Raw genomic sequence first — 16,498 nt, forward strand, 5'->3', positions numbered from 1 at the left:
GGCCGGGCAACGCCGGGTCCGGGGACAGCGGCGGGGAGTCGGTGCCCGCTCTCGTGGCCATGCCGGCGAACAGCTCCTTCAGGGCGGTCACCGTGTCGACGGCCGGCGTCCAGCCGAGTTCGGTCTCGGCGCGGTGGCTCGACATCAGCGGCACGTTCAGCGCCAGGTCGACCCAGCCGGTGTCGACCGGTTGCAGCCGCGCCCGCCAGGTCACCGCCGCCGCGGCGCGCAGCACCGGCGTCGCCACCGGCACCGTCCAGCCGTGGAAGTGCCGGGCCACCAGTTCCGGCGTCAGCACCGGGTCGGCCGCCACGTTGAAGGCGCCGCTCGCATCCCCCACGACCGCCCGGGCGTACGCGTCGGCCACGTCGTCGGCGTGCACCGCCTGCATCCGGAGTCGCTTGTTCGACGGCACGAGCGGAATCCGGCCGTACCGCAGCAGGCGCACCGGCACCAGCGGGCCGAGGAAGTAGCGGCTGATCTCCGTACCGGCCTCGCGCTGGAAGATCAGTCCGGGGCGCAGCCGTACCACGCGCAGGTTCGGGTGTTCCCGCTGCACGCCGTCCAGCAGTGCCTCCACCTCCGCCTTGTCCTGGCTGTACGACGACGTCTCCACCCCGGTCGCCGGCCAGTTCTCGCTGACCGGGTGGTTCTTCGGGCCGGGCGCGTAGGTGCCGACCGACGAGGCGTACACCAGGGCCGGAACACCGACCCGGACGGCGGCCTCGATCACCGCGCGGCTGCCGCCGACGTTGGTCCGGTAGAGCGTGCGCCGGTCGTGGCTGGGCTGGATCTGCCAGGCGAGGTGCACGACCGCCCGCGCCCCGGCGAAGATCCGCACGAGCTGGTCGGCGGCGCCCGGCGCGCCGATGTCGCAGGAGTGCCACTCGACGTCGTCGTACGGTTCACCGGCGTCCGGCCCGGGCAGCCGGCGGGCCACGCCGACCAGCTCGGTCCCCGCCTCCCGCCGCAGCCGGCGCAGCACCGCCGTCCCCACGTTGCCGGTCGCCCCCACGATCACGATGCGCATGGTCGTGCCGTACCCGCTGAACCGGGCAGCAACCGCTCACGGACGGGGGTTCGTGCGCACCCAGCCCTTCTCCCGTTCGCGGCGACCCGCGGTGGCGGCCAGGCAGCGCGGGCAGAGCCAGCTCTCCGGGTCGGCCTCGGTGAGCACGTCGGTGCCGGAGTAGTCGAACGGCACGTGCGGGAAGCGGCGCAGCCGGGTCCGGCTCAGCGGCAGCCCGCACAGCGTCTGGTTCTGCCCCGGCAGCCAGGCGTGCACCTCACCGCCGGGCCGCCGTACGCCGTCGTCGCCCGGCACCTCCCGGGACGCCGCCACGGCGGCGGTGGTCGTGACTCGCATGGTCGCCCAGGTTCCCCGGCCGCCGCCGTTCACGCCTGACAACGACAACCCCTGGGGTACGCGGGCGGAGCGCGTACTCCCGTGGTGGTAGCCCGGTCGACGACTCCGGGGCGACGACCGGCGGCGATGCGCGTCCATACGCTGCCGCCGTCACCAATTGCCGCGACCCGAGGGAGTCCCCGAATGTCCATCCGTCACCTGCTCGCCACCACAGTCGTCGGAGAGTTCGCCCCGGCCGCGCACACCTCGCTCGCCGCCGGGGGTATCGGCGGCTCCGGGCGGGCCGGCGCCACTGTCATCGCCCTGTTGGGCCTGGCCAGCGTGATCGTCGGCGGGCTGGCACTCAGCCGCTCCCGCCGCGGGCCGGGCGAGGGGCGGGTCCAGGCGCTGGTGGCCGTAGCGGCCGGACTGGTCAGCCTCGTCCTCAGCGTGTGGCACCTGGCGCTCACCACCGAGGGCCTCGGCAGCGGTCAGGGACGCGCAGGTGCGGTCGCCGGTGTGGCGTTCGGGCTGATCGGGGCGGTGCTGGGCGGGCTGGCGCTGGCACGTTCCCGGCGTACCGCCTGACCCGGTCGCTCGTCCTGTCCCGGCGCGCCGGTTCCGCCCGGCCGCTCGTTCCGTCCCGGCGGCTCGTTCCGTCCCGGCGGCTCGGTCAGGAGGCGGTGAGCCAGCCGGGGACGGTGAGCCCTGACTCGTACGCGAGCACCACAAGCTGGGCCCGGTCCCGTACCCGCGTCTTGGTCATGATCCGACTGACGTGCGTCTTCGCGGTGGCCGGGCTCAGCACCAGCCGGGCCGCGATCTCGTCGTTGGACAGGCCGGCGGCGACCAGGGCGAGGACCTCCCGTTCCCGCTCGGTCAGCGCGCTCAGGCGGGGGCCCGGGTCCGGGTGCCGGGTCCGGGCGGCGAACTCGGCGATCAACCGGCGGGTGACGGCCGGGGCGATCAACGCGTCGCCCCGGGCCACCACCCGTACGCCGTGGATCAGCTCCGCCGGCTCGGTGTCCTTGACCAGGAAGCCGCTCGCACCGGCCCGCAACGCGCCGTAGACGTAGTCGTCCAGGTCGAAGGTGGTCAGGATGATCACCCGGGCGTCGGTGCCGGCGACGATCTCCCGGGTGGCGGCCAGGCCGTCCAGCAGCGGCATCCGGATGTCCATGAGGACGACGTCCGGCCGCAGTTCCCGCGCCAGCCGTACCGCAGTGGCGCCGTCGGCGGCCTCGCCGACCACCTCGATGCCGTCCTCGCCGTCGAGGATGGAGCGGAAGCCGGCGCGTACCAGGGTCTGGTCGTCGGCGAGCAGCAGCCGGATCATGTCGTCTCCCCCCGTTCCGCGCGTGGTGCCGGGACCGGCAGCGGTGCGGGCCGCAGCGGGAGGCGGGCGCGCACCAGGAAGCCGCCGTCCGGCCCGGGCCCGGTCGTGAGCGAGCCGCCCAGCGCGCGGGCACGCTCGCCCATGCCGAGGATCCCGTTGCCCGGCGGTGCGTCGGGCGGGCCCGTGGGACCGGCGCCGTCGTCGGCCACCTCCACCAGCACCTCGTCGCCGTCCGGCACGACCCGGACCACCGCCGTGCTCGCGCCCGCGTGACGGCTCACGTTGGTGAGCGCCTCCTGGACGATCCGGTACGCGGACAGATCCACCTCCGGTGGAAGCGGCCCGGTCTCCGTCACCTTGGTACGGACCGTCAGCCCGCGCCGCCCGGCCGTCGTGACCAGCTCGTCGAGGCGGTCCAGACCGGGTGCGGGGTGGCTCGGCGTCGTACCCTCCTGCCGGAGCACGCCGAGCGCCGCCCGCAGCTCGCGCAGCGTCTCCCGGCTCGTCTGCTTGATCACGGCGAGTGCCTCCGCGGACCGCTCCGGATCGGGCCGGTGCAACGCGGCGCTCGCCTGCACGCTGATCAGCGAGAGATGGTGGCCGAGCAGGTCGTGCAGCTCGCGGGCGATCCGCAGCCGCTCCTCGGTGGCCCGGTGGCGGGCCTCCTCCTCCTTGCGCTGTTCCGCGGCGAGCACCCGGGCCTGCACCTCGGCGAGATAGGCCCGCCGGTTACGGGTCACGCCGACGATGACCGCTACGAGCCACCCGGCGTGCAGCAGCGTCGCGCCGTTCCCACTGACACCGGTCCGGGTGTAGCTGTCGGCGACGGCGAAGGAGACGACAGAGGCCAGGCCGAGCCCCACCGCGACCGCGAGGTGCCCCTCGTCGACGACCGTGTACAGCGCCACGACGAACACCAGCATGATCGGCCCAGGGCGGTGCAGCAGAGCCCCGTACGCGGCGACCGCGGCCAGCGCCACTGCGCCCACCGTCACCGGGTATCGCCGGCGTAGGTAGAGCGCGGCGGAGGAGGCAACGACGGCCAGCAGCGCCACGAGCTCGGCGGTGGTGTCGATGCCCTCCGACTGCACGAACAGGCCGAGGAGGGCCACCAGGGCGACGGCAGGCACCACTGCGGCTTCCGCTTTGAGGCCGTGCCGGCGCCAGCTCGACATTGCCGAAGCGTAGCGGTCCGCGGACGCAGCGGAGGGCCCCGAGGCGGCGTCGTGTGGTGCCGAAGCGTGGTCCGGAGGGTCGGTGCGCGACGCACGCCGGGCTGATCGGCTTCGGGTAACCTGTGGCGTGCGGGCCGCTAGCTCAATGGCAGAGCTGTGGACTTTTAATCCATAGGTTCAGGGTTCGAGTCCCTGGCGGCCCACTCCGTTCCAGCTCAGCGGCCCTTTGTAGGGCCGCTTTTGTTGTGCTGAGGGCCTATACAGCAGCGAAGTACAGCAAGTAGGGCCTCACCGGTCCAGTGCGCTGCCGAGCCGCTTGAGGGCGTCGCGGGTGGCCGCCGAGGACACCACCGTGTAGATCTCCATGGTGATGGCAAACTGCGCGTGCCGAAGGATCTGCATCGCCACCCGGGGGTGCACGTCCAGGTCGGCCAGGAGCGAGGCGCAGGTCCGCCGGGCGTCCCTGACGGTGATCCGCCGGACTCCGGCCGCGTCACGGCGACGGTCCCAGAAGCGGTTGAAGTTGCGTGGCTCGACCGGCCGGCCGTAGCGGGTGGTGAAGATGAGGTCCGACGGCTGCCAGGCGGGGCCGGCCGCATCCCGGGCAGCGGCCTGCGCGACACGGCGACGGCTGAGGGCCACGGTGCAGATGTCCGGCAGCGGCAGGGTGGCGTCCGACGCGGCGGTCTTCGTTTCCCGGTGCAGCAGTTTGGCACCGACCCGCTGGAGTTGCCGATCGATGGTCAACTCCCCCGCGTCGAGGTCCACGTCAGCCCAGGCGAGTCCCAACATCTCGCCCTTGCGCAGACCGAGCACCAGGACCAGGACGTACGCGGTGTACAGCGGGTCGTCGTCGGCGCGGGCCGACTCCAGGAAGCGGCGGGCCTCGTCGCTCGTCCACGCCTTCCGCTTGCGCTTTCGTACGGGTGGCAGCTTCACCAGGGATGCCACGTTGCGGGTGAGCAGCCCTTCGGTGATCGCATGGGAGAGCAGTGTCCGGAGCACGGTCCGCAGGTGGGTGACGCTGGTTGCCGAGGGCAGATCCCGGCAGCAGCGGCCGAGGGCGCAGCAGCGACGCTGACCAGGCTTCCGCCGCTCGTCCTTGCCCTGGGCGCAGCACTGGCAGGTCCGCCCGACCTCGTTGATCCAGGTCTGCACGTCGCTGACCCGGAGCTTGTCGAGGCGCTTGCGGCCCAACCCCGGCACGAGGTACAGCCGCACCACTACCTCGTAGGTGACGTAGCTGCCGGGCGCCAGGTTCGGCTTGACGATCTCGCGCAGCCAGTAGCCGGCGTACTCCCCCACCGTCGGGGAGCGCGTCGCCACCGGACCGGCCTTGGCCTGACCGTGCAGCTTGATCCACTTGTCGTGGACCTCCTCGCGGGTCTTGCCGTAGACCCACTTCCGGCCCCGCTTGCCGTCGGGCTTCTCGACCCAGACGTACGCGGCGAAGCCATTCCGGTACGCAAAGATCGACCCCTCACCGTTGGCACGGGCGCGTCCGGGCATCAGGCAGCCTCCTGCCGTTCGACCTGCTCGCGGATGTAGTCGTCGACCCTTTCGGGGAGGATGCGGCGGTACTTGCCGTCCTTGATGGAGCGCATCTCGCCGGTGGCGATCTTCATCTTGACCTTGGAGATGCCGAAGCCGAGCAGCACGGCGACCTCGGCGGGCGAGTACCAGCGCGGGGTGAGGTCTCGGCTCATGCGGCGATCCCGGTGAGCCAGGCTTCGTGGGCGAGTTCTTCCTGGCCGATGCGTCTGGCCTGCCGGCGCTGGGCGGCGGCGGTGTTGGCCAGGAGCGCGTCACCTTCGGTGAGCCACCCGGAGCCGGCGTAGGCGAGGGTGCCGACGGTGACGGCGGTTTCCTCGTCCTCGTTGCGGCGGTAGGTGGCTCGGGTTTCCCGAAGCAGCCTGAAGGTGACGGAGTAGCGGCGGGCCTTGGTGAGGAAGTGACCGCCAAAGCCGAGCATGTGCGCCCAGCGGCGCAGCCCGGCGTAGGGGCGGGATCTGCTGTCAAGGCTGCCTTGACGGCCCTCGTCCGGTGCGGTGCCGCTGGCAGTGTCGGTGCCGGTGGGCCGCCCCAGGTGCCAGCAGGCGTCGATCAGGCGGGCGAGGTGGTCGCCTTCGGGGTCGGCGTAGTCGTCGATGGTGGCCAGGGTGAGACGGGTGGAGCAGTGGCCGGTGGCCTCGGTGGCTTTGGTGGCGTACTTGGCGAGGTATGCCGCGACCTTGCGGTCGGTCAGCTCATCGCTCGCGGTGTTGATGCGCCGGACGTCGACCTGCTCGCCCCAGGCGACCAGCCAGCCCTGCGGCCGGCCGGGGTGCGGGGGCGTGGTGACGGTGATCTGCCGGGCGGCGGCGTGGACGGCGGCCTCCAGGTCGTCGATGGTGATGCCGGTCGGTGGCGGCACGAGGGCACCCGGATCGTCGGGGTCGACGCCGTCGAGGCGCAGCAGGACGTGGAAGTGGACTGCTGCCCGGCGTTGCATCTCGGCGACCTTGCCGTGCGACAGCCGCACGGGCGGCACCCAGCGCACCTTGCCAGCGGCCGTGACGACCCGGACGAAGGGGATGCCCCGTCGGCGACACTGCGCGGCGAGGTGGCGATCGGCGGCCTGCTTGGTGCGCCGCCACAACTCGCCCGAGAACCCGTTCCAGACCACCTGGTGGTCGTGGTCGTAGCAGTCCAGGCACAACGGCTGGCCGAGCCGCGGATCGTCGGCGTCGTGCCGAGCGAAGCACGCCGCGGACTGCCCGTGCTGGCAGGCGCCGGCGGCCCTACGGGCGAGGCAGGGAGCGGGGCGGCAGTCGCAGCGTTGCCGGGTGGCGCAGGTGTGGCGTGCGACGTGCCGGCGGTGGACCGCGCCGAAGGACGGGGCGGTGAAGGTGGCGAAGACGACCGGGTGCCAGCCGACCGAGTCGGGAACGCCCTTGCCGCCGGTCAGACCGCAACGCACGACCTGGTAGGCGTCGCCCTGGTAGACCCAGGCGCAGTAGACGCACTGCGATTCGCGGCGGTTGCCGCACGCCTTGTAGAGGGTGCGGTCAGGCAGTTCGTCGGTGTGCCGTTGACCGGTGATGCGGCCGGTGTCGGCGTCGACGACGGCGATGGTGCCGCTCAGGCGGATCGGGCGGGAGCAGCCGCCGGCGGTACGGATGTGCTCCAGCCAGCCGAAGAACTCCGGGGTCGCGGCGCGGTAAAGAGCTTGCGTGTCACGGCCGACGGCGGGGCCGGGACGGTACAGGTCGAGCAGGGCGGACATGACTCTCTCCTCCAGGGGTGGCAGGGACGGAAGACGAAGCACCACCAGCCCTGGACGTGGGTCCGCTGGTAGTGTTCGTCGTGTCTCCTGGCACCGCCGGGAGGGCGGCTGACGCCGGAGGGCGGATGGCTAGTGAGGCCACTTCCCGCCGATGGGTCATGTCCTTTCGCGCTCACGGACTCGGTGATTGGGCCGGCACGGGTGGGGAGCCTGGGATGTCGGCACCGGCGGGTTGCCGCAGGCTGTCCCCACCCGTGGATATGCGTGAATCCGCCATCGTGGACGGCTGGCAAGGCCGCGCTGGGCCGCTCAGCGGATTCGGGAGACCGGCATGGCGGCCGGTGCGATCGAGAGCCGGCGGGACGTGGCCCGCATCAGCGGCAGGAAGGCCGCTCGGCATCTCCGGCGTCGAGTCCAGCGATCCGGCGGGAAGGCCGCGCTAGCGTGCTCGACGAGCGCCAGAGTAGCACCGGGTACCGACACGTCAACCCGCCGTGATCCTCCCGTGAGGGCGGGACGGCCGACTGCCGGCCGGTGTGGGAGGACTTGCTGTACGTCTATCAAGGCGGCCCTGAGCGGGCCGCACGCGCCGCCGCCTGGGCGCGCGTCCGTCGCTCCGCTGGCGCCCCGACTCCGGCCACGCGACACGCCCGGCGGCTGCCGCGGAGGGCGGGTAGCCCGGTGGGCGGGTAGCCCGGTGGGCCGCCACAGGACGACAGGTCGTTTCCCGATGGGGGTGGTGGGCCGGCAGCCGGCCGGGCCGCGCGGCGAGCACCGCGCGGCGTAGGAGAGCGCAAGCCGGCCGCGTCGGCGAGCTGGCGGCGGTTGCGGGGTTGCGGTTAGAGCGCCTCCGGCGGGGGCGCTCCGGCTCCAGGATGGCCAGGGCTCCGGTCGGCGGGTCGCGGTCAGTGGGTGGTGACGGTAAGCCATCCCGCCTGCCGTCGACGCGGGCAAGCCGAGCAGACCTCCGCCCGACCCGCCAGCGTCCGTACGAGCCGTCAAGGTCCGCTTGACATGGCGGGCCGGGCGGCGGCCCGCTCCCCAGGAGGGCGGGTCGACGGCAGACGGAAAGGCTTAGATAGGGCTTAGTCCGTGATATCTCTGTCGTATACGCGGCGAACGAACCGGATGTATTCGTGGCGTCCATCCAAAATGCTGCGTGCTATTGCTTTCTCTTTGGTTTCTGGATCGGCGTAAGACGCAAGATAGTCAAGCACATGCGATGTCCCGGCCTTGAAATCCGGGTTCCTCTGCGCCAACCTTTCAAGAGCAACCATTCCGCTCACTCTGACCGACCCCTGTTCGCTGCCTATCAGATCGACAGCTGCCTTGAACTTCTCATCGAGTTTATCCGTCTCGCTTGTCCAGAATCGACGAGCTCCCAAAAGGAGTGCTCCGACGCCAGACGTTCCTACCGCAACTGTGGCGGCAGTCTTAATGGCCTCTATCCGTACTTCTGGCCGCTTGTCGGGTGCTACCTTGTTAGCCTCGTTCAGTAAGGCCCACAATGCGGCGGCTCCGATCGTCAACACCACGGCACACAGAAGAGCGGCCAAGAAGTAAGGTGGACGCTTTATGCCTCTCCGCAGTCGGGCCGACTTGCGCAGCTTGAGCAAGCCAAAGATTACAAAAAAGGCCGCTAGGCCAACCGCAATCTCTCCTCGCCAACGTATGGCAGTGAGGAGCCAGTTGCTCGCTCCCGGCGACGCGGTGAGTTGGTTAAATTCTTGCGCACTTGGAGGCGTCTCACCCGATGCGTATACACTCGCCCAAAGCTCTCCTGCACCCCATCCCGCAAGAAGGGCGAAGGAGAAGAACAGGACTCCATAAAGGACGAGGCTATTGCGTCGGAAAGATACGAGACGATATCTTCTGGGCAAGCCGATGATCACTCTATCTATTTCGTGATCGAGCTCTTCTTGTGTGAAGGTGCGGAATTCGGTTTCGCCATCGGTCACCCGCCCATGATGGCTAGAATCAACGGGAACTTCCACTATGACAACGGTGTCGTTCAAGGAAGATTTGTGGTGATGTGAACCCTTGCGTTTGGTCGAATTGCGATACTTCGAGGTGGATTGAGAGGGCTTTTGCCTAGATCAATTCGTTCGAACGTGTCGTATCCACGACAAACGAGCTCGAACGATCGGACATCAGATACCAGCGGCCACCCCGAGGGGCGGTGGTGGTGGCCGGCCTCCGACGGTTGTGGGGCACGCAGGGCGCACAAGACATCGTCAACCAGCCACCAACGATGGCGGCCCTCACTCGGCGCTTGAGCAGGTATCTCGGCCGTTCCTGCTGGTGGAGGGATAGCGGCTCTAAGTTCCGCTTCAACGTCTGAGCGACGTCATGAAATTAAGGGTGCGCGATCAGAGATACTGCTTGAGCCAGTCGGGAATGCTCGGATCGTCAACCCTCCACGACTCCACAACCCTCTCGTCCCCCTGCCAGGTGTTTTCATCCCCATCGAAGAACTTCTGCCTGTGGCACTTATACTTGACGACGGTGTCACCTTCGAGTCGGTACTCGTTCCAGTAGTAGTTCTGCTTCCCGTGGCCGTTCCACTCCTGGGTTGCGTAGATCGTCGTCATGGTGGCTGAGTGTAGCTAAGACGGCAATGAGACGCTGCTGCGCCTTGGCCGCAGTGTTGGATGACCACGGCCCGCCTGGACATCCAGTACCTGCCGCACTGCGTCGTCGACAGCAGCGGTGACAGCAACCGGCTCGGGTGGACGCGGCCGGGGTCGACCTCATGTGGACGGTCGACCGAGGCGGGAGACGGTCCCGGACGACGCCGGACGACGCGCCTAGAACTTGTAAGCGAGCGTCAGAGCGGGCCGGGGGGCAGCGCCGGCTGCGGACCGGTCAACGAGGACCAGGTCCAGGTCGTCAACCAGACCGTCGGAGGCCGATCGTGAGCCGCCAACGACGACCACTGCTGATGACGTCTGCCCAGGTGACAAGGCCTGGTCGGCTCGAAGACCCAGCGCCGCATCCTCAGGAGCACTCTCGGCATACGGACGACGAGCCCTCGAACATCGCTATCCCATGCACGAGGAAACACCGCTCGCAGCGTCTCTCATGAACGCGCTGTTCACATGCGCACATCCCACATCGGGGGCACGTCGGTTCATTGCATGCGGCGCAACTTGCCGGCCGAACATTGAAAACCGCTTCACAGACGTGACAGTCCCAGCTTGTGTCCGCAGGGGCCCGCCGCCGTTGCGTGTAGGAGGGAAGCCAGGGCGGAACATCTTCTGTAAGCACCGTGTAGACGTACCGGAAGGATGGGTCACGGACAGAGTCGGCGTATAGCGGACGCCATCGCCTTCCGCTAGGGAATGCGACCCACGAATCCTCCTGTCTTGAAGTACCTAACCGGCCAGCGACCTGGGAGACGTGACCAGACCCTTGGTACGTCCCACGACGAGGCGGTATCCGGTTTCCTGACACCGCAGCAAACTGCACAGTGCCGTCGAGGTCTGTAAGTAGGACCCATCCTTCACAAGGCAACAGTTGCGCCACCTTCACACAACACGCTGATCGTGACGCCTGACTAGCCTCAAACAATTGCTGAACCAAGGAGGCGGTTATTGGAGAGGCGCCAATGATGCGGTCGGGTAGATCATTTCCAAGTAACACTTCAGCGGCGAATGCATCGCACACCTGCTCTTCGAGGCGGCGGCCAAAGTCTTGTTGCCTGGAAAGTGCCCCATCGGTCCAGAGTTCGTCGTTCTGCTGAAGAAAATGTGCAATCTCATGCAACAGCGTAAAAATTCGACGGCCGTGGCTGGCATTCCGGACAACCGTGATTTCGGCCGGTGTCGTAATCAAATTGCAATGCCCCGCGACTGAGCAGCCACCTGCAATGTCTGCATAGACCTCGCGAACAATTACGTCGGCCCAGCCCGAGACCTCGTGCCACGCGTCGGCCTGCAGTCGACTTACCGCGCCGGGTTTGACTTGATCAAGGTTATCGCACAGCCGTTGGACTGCCGCTTTAACCTGAAACGTCAAATACCGACCGTCAGTGAGGCGTTGAAGATCGAAGGACTCCGCCACGGACACCCCTACGGGACCACTTGGATAGCAGCCTCACGATTGTAGGTGCTGACGTAGATAGAGGTCTACCCGCGTCTCCCAGTCGGGTACTTCGACATTCCTAGTTTGTCTGGCCGCCGCCGGCCGCACGTCGCGCACGATGTGAAGCCGGGCAACGCGCTCGTCTTCGCCGCGCGTCTCCGCCAGCTCTCTGATCAGTTGCTTTCGGATGGGGTCGTTGAGAACACGCACCAGCTCTCGCAGGCGCTCCGTGAGAGGTCCAGCGGTCAACCGGAGACTGATTCCCGTTTCTTTCCCAAGAGTCAAGGCCTCGTCGGCCCTCAGCGCTCGATCTCCCCGAATAACTGCGAGGGCATCGGGAAGACTGGTGCGGAGTATCCGAGCCAAGGCGCTCGGCTTAAGATCAGGATCCTGGAGCATTGCAGAAAGGTTGGGGGCATCAGCTAGCTCTGGGTCTTGCGACCACTCTTCATCACTCAAGCATCCGAACGCTTCAGCAATAATCTCGGCACGCTCAATGCCGTCATCAGTGCTGATCGACTCATCGGCAACCCCTTGAATGAATTTTTCTCGGAGCTGCTCGCAACGTTCACTATCAAGCGCGTCACCAAGGTAGCTATCTAGGGTTTGGTACCCTAAGCCGGTTTCGGTTCCCCACCAAATGGTTAGGTTGACATCTAGATCCGCGAGCCTTGTGCTGAGGGTTTGCCCATCAGACGTGTGGTCAGCAACGGTGGCGGGAAAAGCTAGGATGAAATCATCGAACACTGCACTGATGACTGCAATGAGCTTCGCGTCGTCCCATCGAATCGACCAGCATTGCCCTGCGGCCGGGACAGCATTCCGCGGCGTATTTATTCGCCTAAATAGAATTCGCTCCTGCATGCTCCCTTGCACCAACTGATCGAGCTCGCTAGAGAGGAGAGCGACAGTCTTATTCATTTAGCTCTCCTCTCTAGCTCGATCTCCTGGACCTAAGGGACTTCAACTTTTGCTCAAGGGAAGCGTTCGCAATTACGGTTTGCATTTGACTGCGGTAGGGGTCGGGAAGCGTTCCGACAAAAGGAAGATCCTTGCTGTCAAAGCGCCTCGCAGGGATCACCCGTTGGTAGCGGAGCGCAAACACGCCATCTTCGTCGAGCCCCGGCAGGATCCCGGCCGGCGTCTGGACGCCGGCCTTGCTGGTATCGGTAGTACGCCCAAGCACGACAACCTTCCCGGCAACGCTCTCGCGGACTACGCCCACAGGCCGGTGCGCGCGAGGATCAGTGGGTTGTAGTACCCCATTATTCGACATGTAGACGTCGGCGACACGAGGGGACTGGCTAGGCACCCCGGTAATGTAACGGTCCAGCTCCGATGTCGACACTTCGTGTCGGTGTTCCGTCCCTGCGACTCGAACGTATGTTCTATCTTAGCGGATCCCCGGCCGGATCGCCATACCGAGGAGGTCCACTTCCTTGCGGTTGACGACGTCGCCGTCACCCTCGCCGCCACAGGGTCCGACGAGGGCCAACCTTCAGTTGATTTCCGTCCCGCGCTGATCGCCAGCGAGCGCGGAGACTGGTGCACGTACCGCCAGGTGGTCTCAGTTGTGGTCTCGTTCGCAGGGGTGCGCAGGGGCATGCTGTCGTCCATCAGAGGGCGGCATGCCAGCTCACGGCCCCGGCCGAACCGCGGCAGACGAGCAATCGCAGACCTCGAAAGCATGTGCAACTCCTCGCCCGCCTCGACCTTCTCTACCCACCGGCCGGCGACGACTTTCCATTCGGAAAAGCAGCAAGAGGCAGCGAACGGGCCGCCTGCCATCGGCAAGCCTCGACAGCGGGCGGGGGCGTAGCCGAGCTGACAGGTGCGGGATGACAACCGATGACAGCAGACGATGTGCGTCCTAGCCCGCCGATGCCTCATCAGGCGTCGCCGGCTGCATCGCTCGTTCCTTGATTAGGTCGTCGATGAGCCATCGCAGCGCCGGCCCCGCGTTGGAGTACCGCAGGTACCGAGGATTCTGGTTGGATTTCGGCTCATATCGCTCCCGCATCCACCGCAGTTCCTCGATCATCTGCTGCAACCGGTCCTCGTCCGTCATGGCCGAAGCGTGCCGGGTAGCGATCGCGCCGGCAACGGGCAGCGCCCGGCTACCTAGGAAGCGGGTTGGCGACGTAGACGCCCTTGCCCTGCCGGCCGTCGATCAGCCCTTCGGCCTTGAGCAGCAGCATGGCGGCCCGGATCACGGTGTTGCTGACCTCGTAGTGCTCGCAGAGGGCGGCGAACGAGGGCAGCTTGTCGCCCGGCTTCAACTGGCCGGAGCTGACCTGCTCGCGGATATCCCGGGCGACCTGTAGGTAGGCAGCTTCAGACATAGGTGGTGCTCCCAGCTTGGCGGCTGGTGCAAGCAGACCACACCTCCCGCTCGACTTACAACGCTATGTGTCTCAGCTGTTGACCCTGCGCACATTGCGTCCTGAGTTGCTCGTGGGGCTACCCAGCTTGGCGGCCGGGTCGTCCTGCCGTGGGTGCCCTGTCTCCGGGCACGGCTGATCGGGTGCCCACGGGACCGCAAGCGTCGGCGGGAGGCATGGTGACCAGACCGAACGATGCAACTGGCGCGATCCCAGGTGTCGTGCAGGACGCCGGGTACCAGCAGAGGCGGGACAACGGTCGGCGGCGCGTCTCCTACGACGAGTACGTCTCGGCGGTGGCGCTCACCCTCGCCCGCCGTCATCGGCCCGTCTGGTCATGGCGGCACTGGCGACAGCTCTGCCGCTGCGGAAGCAGCCTGCCCTGCCGAAACCGCCACCGCATCCCGATCAACCGCGGCCACTGGCCCAGCCAGGACGGCCCGCGATGACCACCCACCACCCGATCAAACCGGCCTGGTCCTGCGGCGGTTGTGCGGGGGACTGGCCCTGCCAGACCCGGCGGCGCGAGCTGCGAGCTGAATATGACCGCGCCCCCGCGTCGCTTGCCCTCTACCTGGCCGCCCAGCTCGTTGATGCCGCCCAGGACCTGGCCCACGTCCCCGCCGGCCGCCTGCACCACCGATTCCTCGGCTGGACCCGATGAGCATCCTTCGACCCGGCGACGAGAAGTTCCACTACAGCGACGGCTCCCACAAGTGGATCCCACCGGACCCGGACTACGACCAGGAAGTCTGGGACGAGCAGGTCCGCCAGCACAAGCAAGGTCACCTGAGGAACGACCGCCCGAAGGTCCGCATCCAACGCCTCGTCTGACGCCAGCAGTACAGCAGCGAAGTACAGCAACCGTGCCAGCCGAACCCGGCCGAGAAGCACGCCAGCAGGCCGCATGACCTCGCACCGCACCTGATCCGGCCGGCTCGCCGGCAATCCATAGGTTCAGGGTTCGAGTCCCTGGCGGCCCACTCTTCCGCGGGTCAGTATGCCGGTATCGCTACAGACCGTTAGCGAACTGAACACCGGGGATGCACGTCGAGGCTGGCCAGCCGCGAGGCACAGGTCCGCCGGGCATCCCGCACGGTGATCCGTCGGACTCCCGCCGCCTCCCAGCGCCGGTCCCCGGAGCGGTTGAAGTTCCGTAGCTCGACCGGCTGACCGTAGCGGGTGGCGAAGATCAGGTCGGAAGGCCGCCAAGCCGAGGGACCACGGTGCAGCGGCAGGGTGGCGGCCGTGATCGTCTCGGGGTGCAGCAGCTCGGCACCGACCCGGTGCGCACTCGACCTCTCGGCAGCACCCCGGCGCAGGAGCCGCCAGACGGCCTTCGGCAGACGGACCTTCTTCGGCAGGTGCGCCCTGACCAGACAGTCTCGCCACTGACCGATTGCCGACTCGAGCGCCGGTGAGTGCCTCGGTCAGTCGACCGGGTCTGGACGGGTGGGTTCTTCCGCAGCCGCCAGCATCTCGTTGATCCGCCGGAGCCGCTCTTTCAGATCAGCCGTCACGGCGTCCGGATCCGCACCGGCGCGAACGGCTGCCGCGCCCGCCTCGCGCAGCTCCGACGTGAGGTATTCGCGCAGCTCGGCGGAGGTCGGATCCTCGTCCATGGGTGCGCTCCTGTCGGCCGTCGAGTCGAGCCCACCGCCAGCATGCCCGCAATCCGCTCCCACCGGCAGGCCGTTTCCGATCAAGACAGGGTCATGCTTTCGGACTACGACGTTCATCCGGATCTATCGCCCTGTCGACCCTCCGTTGTGGACCAATCGGTGATAACCCGACCTCTGAGCCGCGCATCGCCTCGACTGACCGGCGACTGAAACGATTCATCCCGCCGTTCACCGTACGCAATTCCTTGGTCCAAGGTGAGTCACCTTCGTTGGTCCACTCTGAGGAGGGTGCGGTGCTCGGATCGCCCCACACCGACGGCGTCGACGAGGTCCGGGATCTGGCGCGCCAGGGTTTGCTGGCCACCACGATCGCGGGTGCCTCGGGCCCGCGCCGGTCGCAACTCACCGGCGCCACGTACTCCATCGCCTGGCCGGTCGTGTATCAGCGACTCACCCGCAAGATCGAGCTGCGCCGGGGACATGTCAACTGCGCCGCCTCGGTGCGGCACCTCGCGGCCGAGTGCCTGGACCGGTTCGAGAACGACGTCGAGGCCGTGGTCGACGACGTTGCCCGGAAGGCGAGCGCGCGGATAGAGAATCTGGAGGGCTGGATCGCCAGCCGCCTGATCCCGGCCACTGTCGATGCCCACCGACGGCGCCGCGGTGAGCACGGAGCGCTGCAGCGTCCCCGCGTACCGGCCTGGCTGGCCAAGGAACTGGGTGGTCAGCCGTGGCTGCTCGACCTGGCGACTCAGATCCTCGTCTGGGCGGGTACGCCGGCCACCGCCGGCTACGAACTGTGGCCCACCGAAAGCTGGGTGGTACGGCGCTGCGAGCGACACGGCGGCTGGTCGACGTACGGGGAGACGGACCTGCAGACCGACATCCGGACCGTCCTGCACGCCATGAGCAGTCGCCCGCAGTGGTACGAGCAGTACGTCGAGGGGCCGCTCGGCCACAAGCAGGCTCCGCTCGCCTCGTCGGCGCTTCTCGACGATCGGGGCGACGTCCCGGTGGATGCCGAGGCCGAGAACGAGCGATTACTCACCGCGCTCGCTGACGGTGCCGTCCAACTCATCCGGGTCCGCCTTGCCCGGGGTGAGGCGGCCGCGACCGTGGTGGCCGAGGTGATCGACACGGTGTTCGGCGCGGACGTGAGCGGCGGCCACCTGGGCCGGGCATACGACGACCGTCTGGAGCGGGTGCTGCGTGACAGCAGCGAACTGGACCGGATCGTCGCCACGGTACTGGATATCATCGATATCGGGCGCAGCCGATAGCTTCGAGCAGG

General features: G+C 67.7%; 18 protein-coding genes and 1 tRNA gene. 5 read left to right on the forward strand and 14 right to left on the reverse strand.

What is annotated here, in order from left to right; genetic code table 11:
• Nucleotides 1–1,030: NAD-dependent epimerase/dehydratase family protein (locus tag F8279_RS04720; protein WP_151499186.1), on the reverse strand; the 1,030-nt coding region annotated here is incomplete at its 3' end.
• A 36-nt stretch (nt 1,031–1,066) separates the two neighbouring features.
• The gene (locus tag F8279_RS04725) at nt 1,067–1,366 is read right to left on the reverse strand and encodes a hypothetical protein (RefSeq protein ID WP_120574039.1); all 300 of its coding nucleotides are present in this window, start codon (nt 1,364–1,366) and stop codon (nt 1,067–1,069) included.
• A 183-nt stretch (nt 1,367–1,549) separates the two neighbouring features.
• Between F8279_RS04725 and F8279_RS04730 the strand changes: the two genes are divergently transcribed.
• The gene (locus F8279_RS04730; protein ID WP_091414277.1) at nt 1,550–1,933 is read left to right on the forward strand and encodes a DUF6223 family protein; all 384 of its coding nucleotides are present in this window, start codon (nt 1,550–1,552) and stop codon (nt 1,931–1,933) included.
• 85 nt (nt 1,934–2,018) lie between these two features.
• On the opposite strand, the gene F8279_RS04735 is transcribed toward F8279_RS04730, so the two are convergent.
• Entirely contained in the window at nt 2,019–2,681 is a 663-nt protein-coding gene (locus F8279_RS04735) for a response regulator transcription factor (protein ID WP_091414275.1), read from the reverse strand.
• Complete coding sequence (locus F8279_RS04740; protein WP_151499187.1) at nt 2,678–3,856, reverse strand: sensor histidine kinase; 1,179 nt, start codon at nt 3,854–3,856, stop codon at nt 2,678–2,680. The genes F8279_RS04735 and F8279_RS04740 overlap by 4 nt, the downstream gene beginning before the upstream one ends.
• Before the next feature lie 131 nt (nt 3,857–3,987).
• Here F8279_RS04740 and F8279_RS04745 point away from each other — a divergent pair.
• Nucleotides 3,988–4,059, forward strand: a tRNA-Lys gene (locus F8279_RS04745).
• Between the two features lie 85 nt (nt 4,060–4,144).
• Here F8279_RS04745 and F8279_RS04750 read toward each other — a convergent pair.
• From F8279_RS04750 to F8279_RS04790, 9 genes are all read right to left on the reverse strand, one after another.
• Entirely contained in the window at nt 4,145–5,365 is a 1,221-nt protein-coding gene (locus F8279_RS04750; protein WP_151499188.1) for a site-specific integrase, read from the reverse strand.
• Nucleotides 5,365–5,562: an excisionase family DNA-binding protein gene (locus F8279_RS04755; protein ID WP_151499189.1), complete on the reverse strand. Its 198-nt coding sequence runs from the start codon at nt 5,560–5,562 to the stop codon at nt 5,365–5,367. The genes F8279_RS04750 and F8279_RS04755 overlap by 1 nt, the downstream gene beginning before the upstream one ends.
• Complete coding sequence (locus tag F8279_RS04760) at nt 5,559–7,121, reverse strand: replication initiator (RefSeq protein ID WP_151499190.1); 1,563 nt, start codon at nt 7,119–7,121, stop codon at nt 5,559–5,561. Before F8279_RS04760 ends, F8279_RS04755 begins: the two co-directional genes overlap by 4 nt.
• A 1,085-nt stretch (nt 7,122–8,206) precedes the next feature.
• Nucleotides 8,207–9,079: a hypothetical protein gene (locus F8279_RS04765; protein ID WP_151499191.1), complete on the reverse strand. Its 873-nt coding sequence runs from the start codon at nt 9,077–9,079 to the stop codon at nt 8,207–8,209.
• Between the two features lie 411 nt (nt 9,080–9,490).
• Complete coding sequence (locus F8279_RS04770) at nt 9,491–9,712, reverse strand: hypothetical protein (RefSeq protein WP_151499192.1); 222 nt, start codon at nt 9,710–9,712, stop codon at nt 9,491–9,493.
• A gap of 406 nt (nt 9,713–10,118) precedes the next feature.
• Nucleotides 10,119–11,189: an ImmA/IrrE family metallo-endopeptidase gene (locus F8279_RS30940; protein WP_151499193.1), complete on the reverse strand. Its 1,071-nt coding sequence runs from the start codon at nt 11,187–11,189 to the stop codon at nt 10,119–10,121.
• 27 nt (nt 11,190–11,216) lie between these two features.
• Complete coding sequence (locus tag F8279_RS04780) at nt 11,217–12,125, reverse strand: hypothetical protein (RefSeq protein ID WP_151499194.1); 909 nt, start codon at nt 12,123–12,125, stop codon at nt 11,217–11,219.
• 949 nt (nt 12,126–13,074) lie between these two features.
• On the reverse strand, nt 13,075–13,272 hold the full coding sequence (locus F8279_RS04785) for a hypothetical protein (RefSeq protein ID WP_151499195.1): 198 nt from the start codon (nt 13,270–13,272) through the stop codon (nt 13,075–13,077).
• Nucleotides 13,273–13,321: 49 nt separating this feature from the next.
• Nucleotides 13,322–13,546 carry a winged helix-turn-helix domain-containing protein gene (locus tag F8279_RS04790; RefSeq protein ID WP_026268779.1) on the reverse strand — a complete coding sequence of 75 codons (225 nt, stop codon included), beginning with the start codon at nt 13,544–13,546 and terminating at the stop codon, nt 13,322–13,324.
• A gap of 484 nt (nt 13,547–14,030) precedes the next feature.
• On the opposite strand from F8279_RS04790, the gene F8279_RS04800 reads away from it, so the two are divergent.
• Nucleotides 14,031–14,249, forward strand: a complete 219-nt coding sequence (locus F8279_RS04800) for a flavin reductase (RefSeq protein WP_151499197.1) — start codon at nt 14,031–14,033, stop codon at nt 14,247–14,249.
• Complete coding sequence (locus F8279_RS30195) at nt 14,246–14,419, forward strand: hypothetical protein (RefSeq protein WP_192580628.1); 174 nt, start codon at nt 14,246–14,248, stop codon at nt 14,417–14,419. The genes F8279_RS04800 and F8279_RS30195 overlap by 4 nt, the downstream gene beginning before the upstream one ends.
• A 596-nt stretch (nt 14,420–15,015) precedes the next feature.
• Here the strand turns inward: F8279_RS30195 and F8279_RS04810 are convergent.
• Nucleotides 15,016–15,207 (reverse strand): hypothetical protein, encoded by a 192-nt coding sequence (locus F8279_RS04810; protein ID WP_091414270.1) that lies wholly within the window; start codon nt 15,205–15,207, stop codon nt 15,016–15,018.
• A gap of 293 nt (nt 15,208–15,500) precedes the next feature.
• On the opposite strand from F8279_RS04810, the gene F8279_RS04815 reads away from it, so the two are divergent.
• Complete coding sequence (locus tag F8279_RS04815) at nt 15,501–16,487, forward strand: hypothetical protein (protein ID WP_151499198.1); 987 nt, start codon at nt 15,501–15,503, stop codon at nt 16,485–16,487.
• Nucleotides 16,488–16,498 lie beyond the last annotated feature (11 nt).

Origin of the sequence: Micromonospora sp. AMSO1212t (assembly GCF_008868145.1) — a bacterium.
GTDB classification, from domain to species: domain Bacteria; phylum Actinomycetota; class Actinomycetes; order Mycobacteriales; family Micromonosporaceae; genus Micromonospora; species Micromonospora tulbaghiae.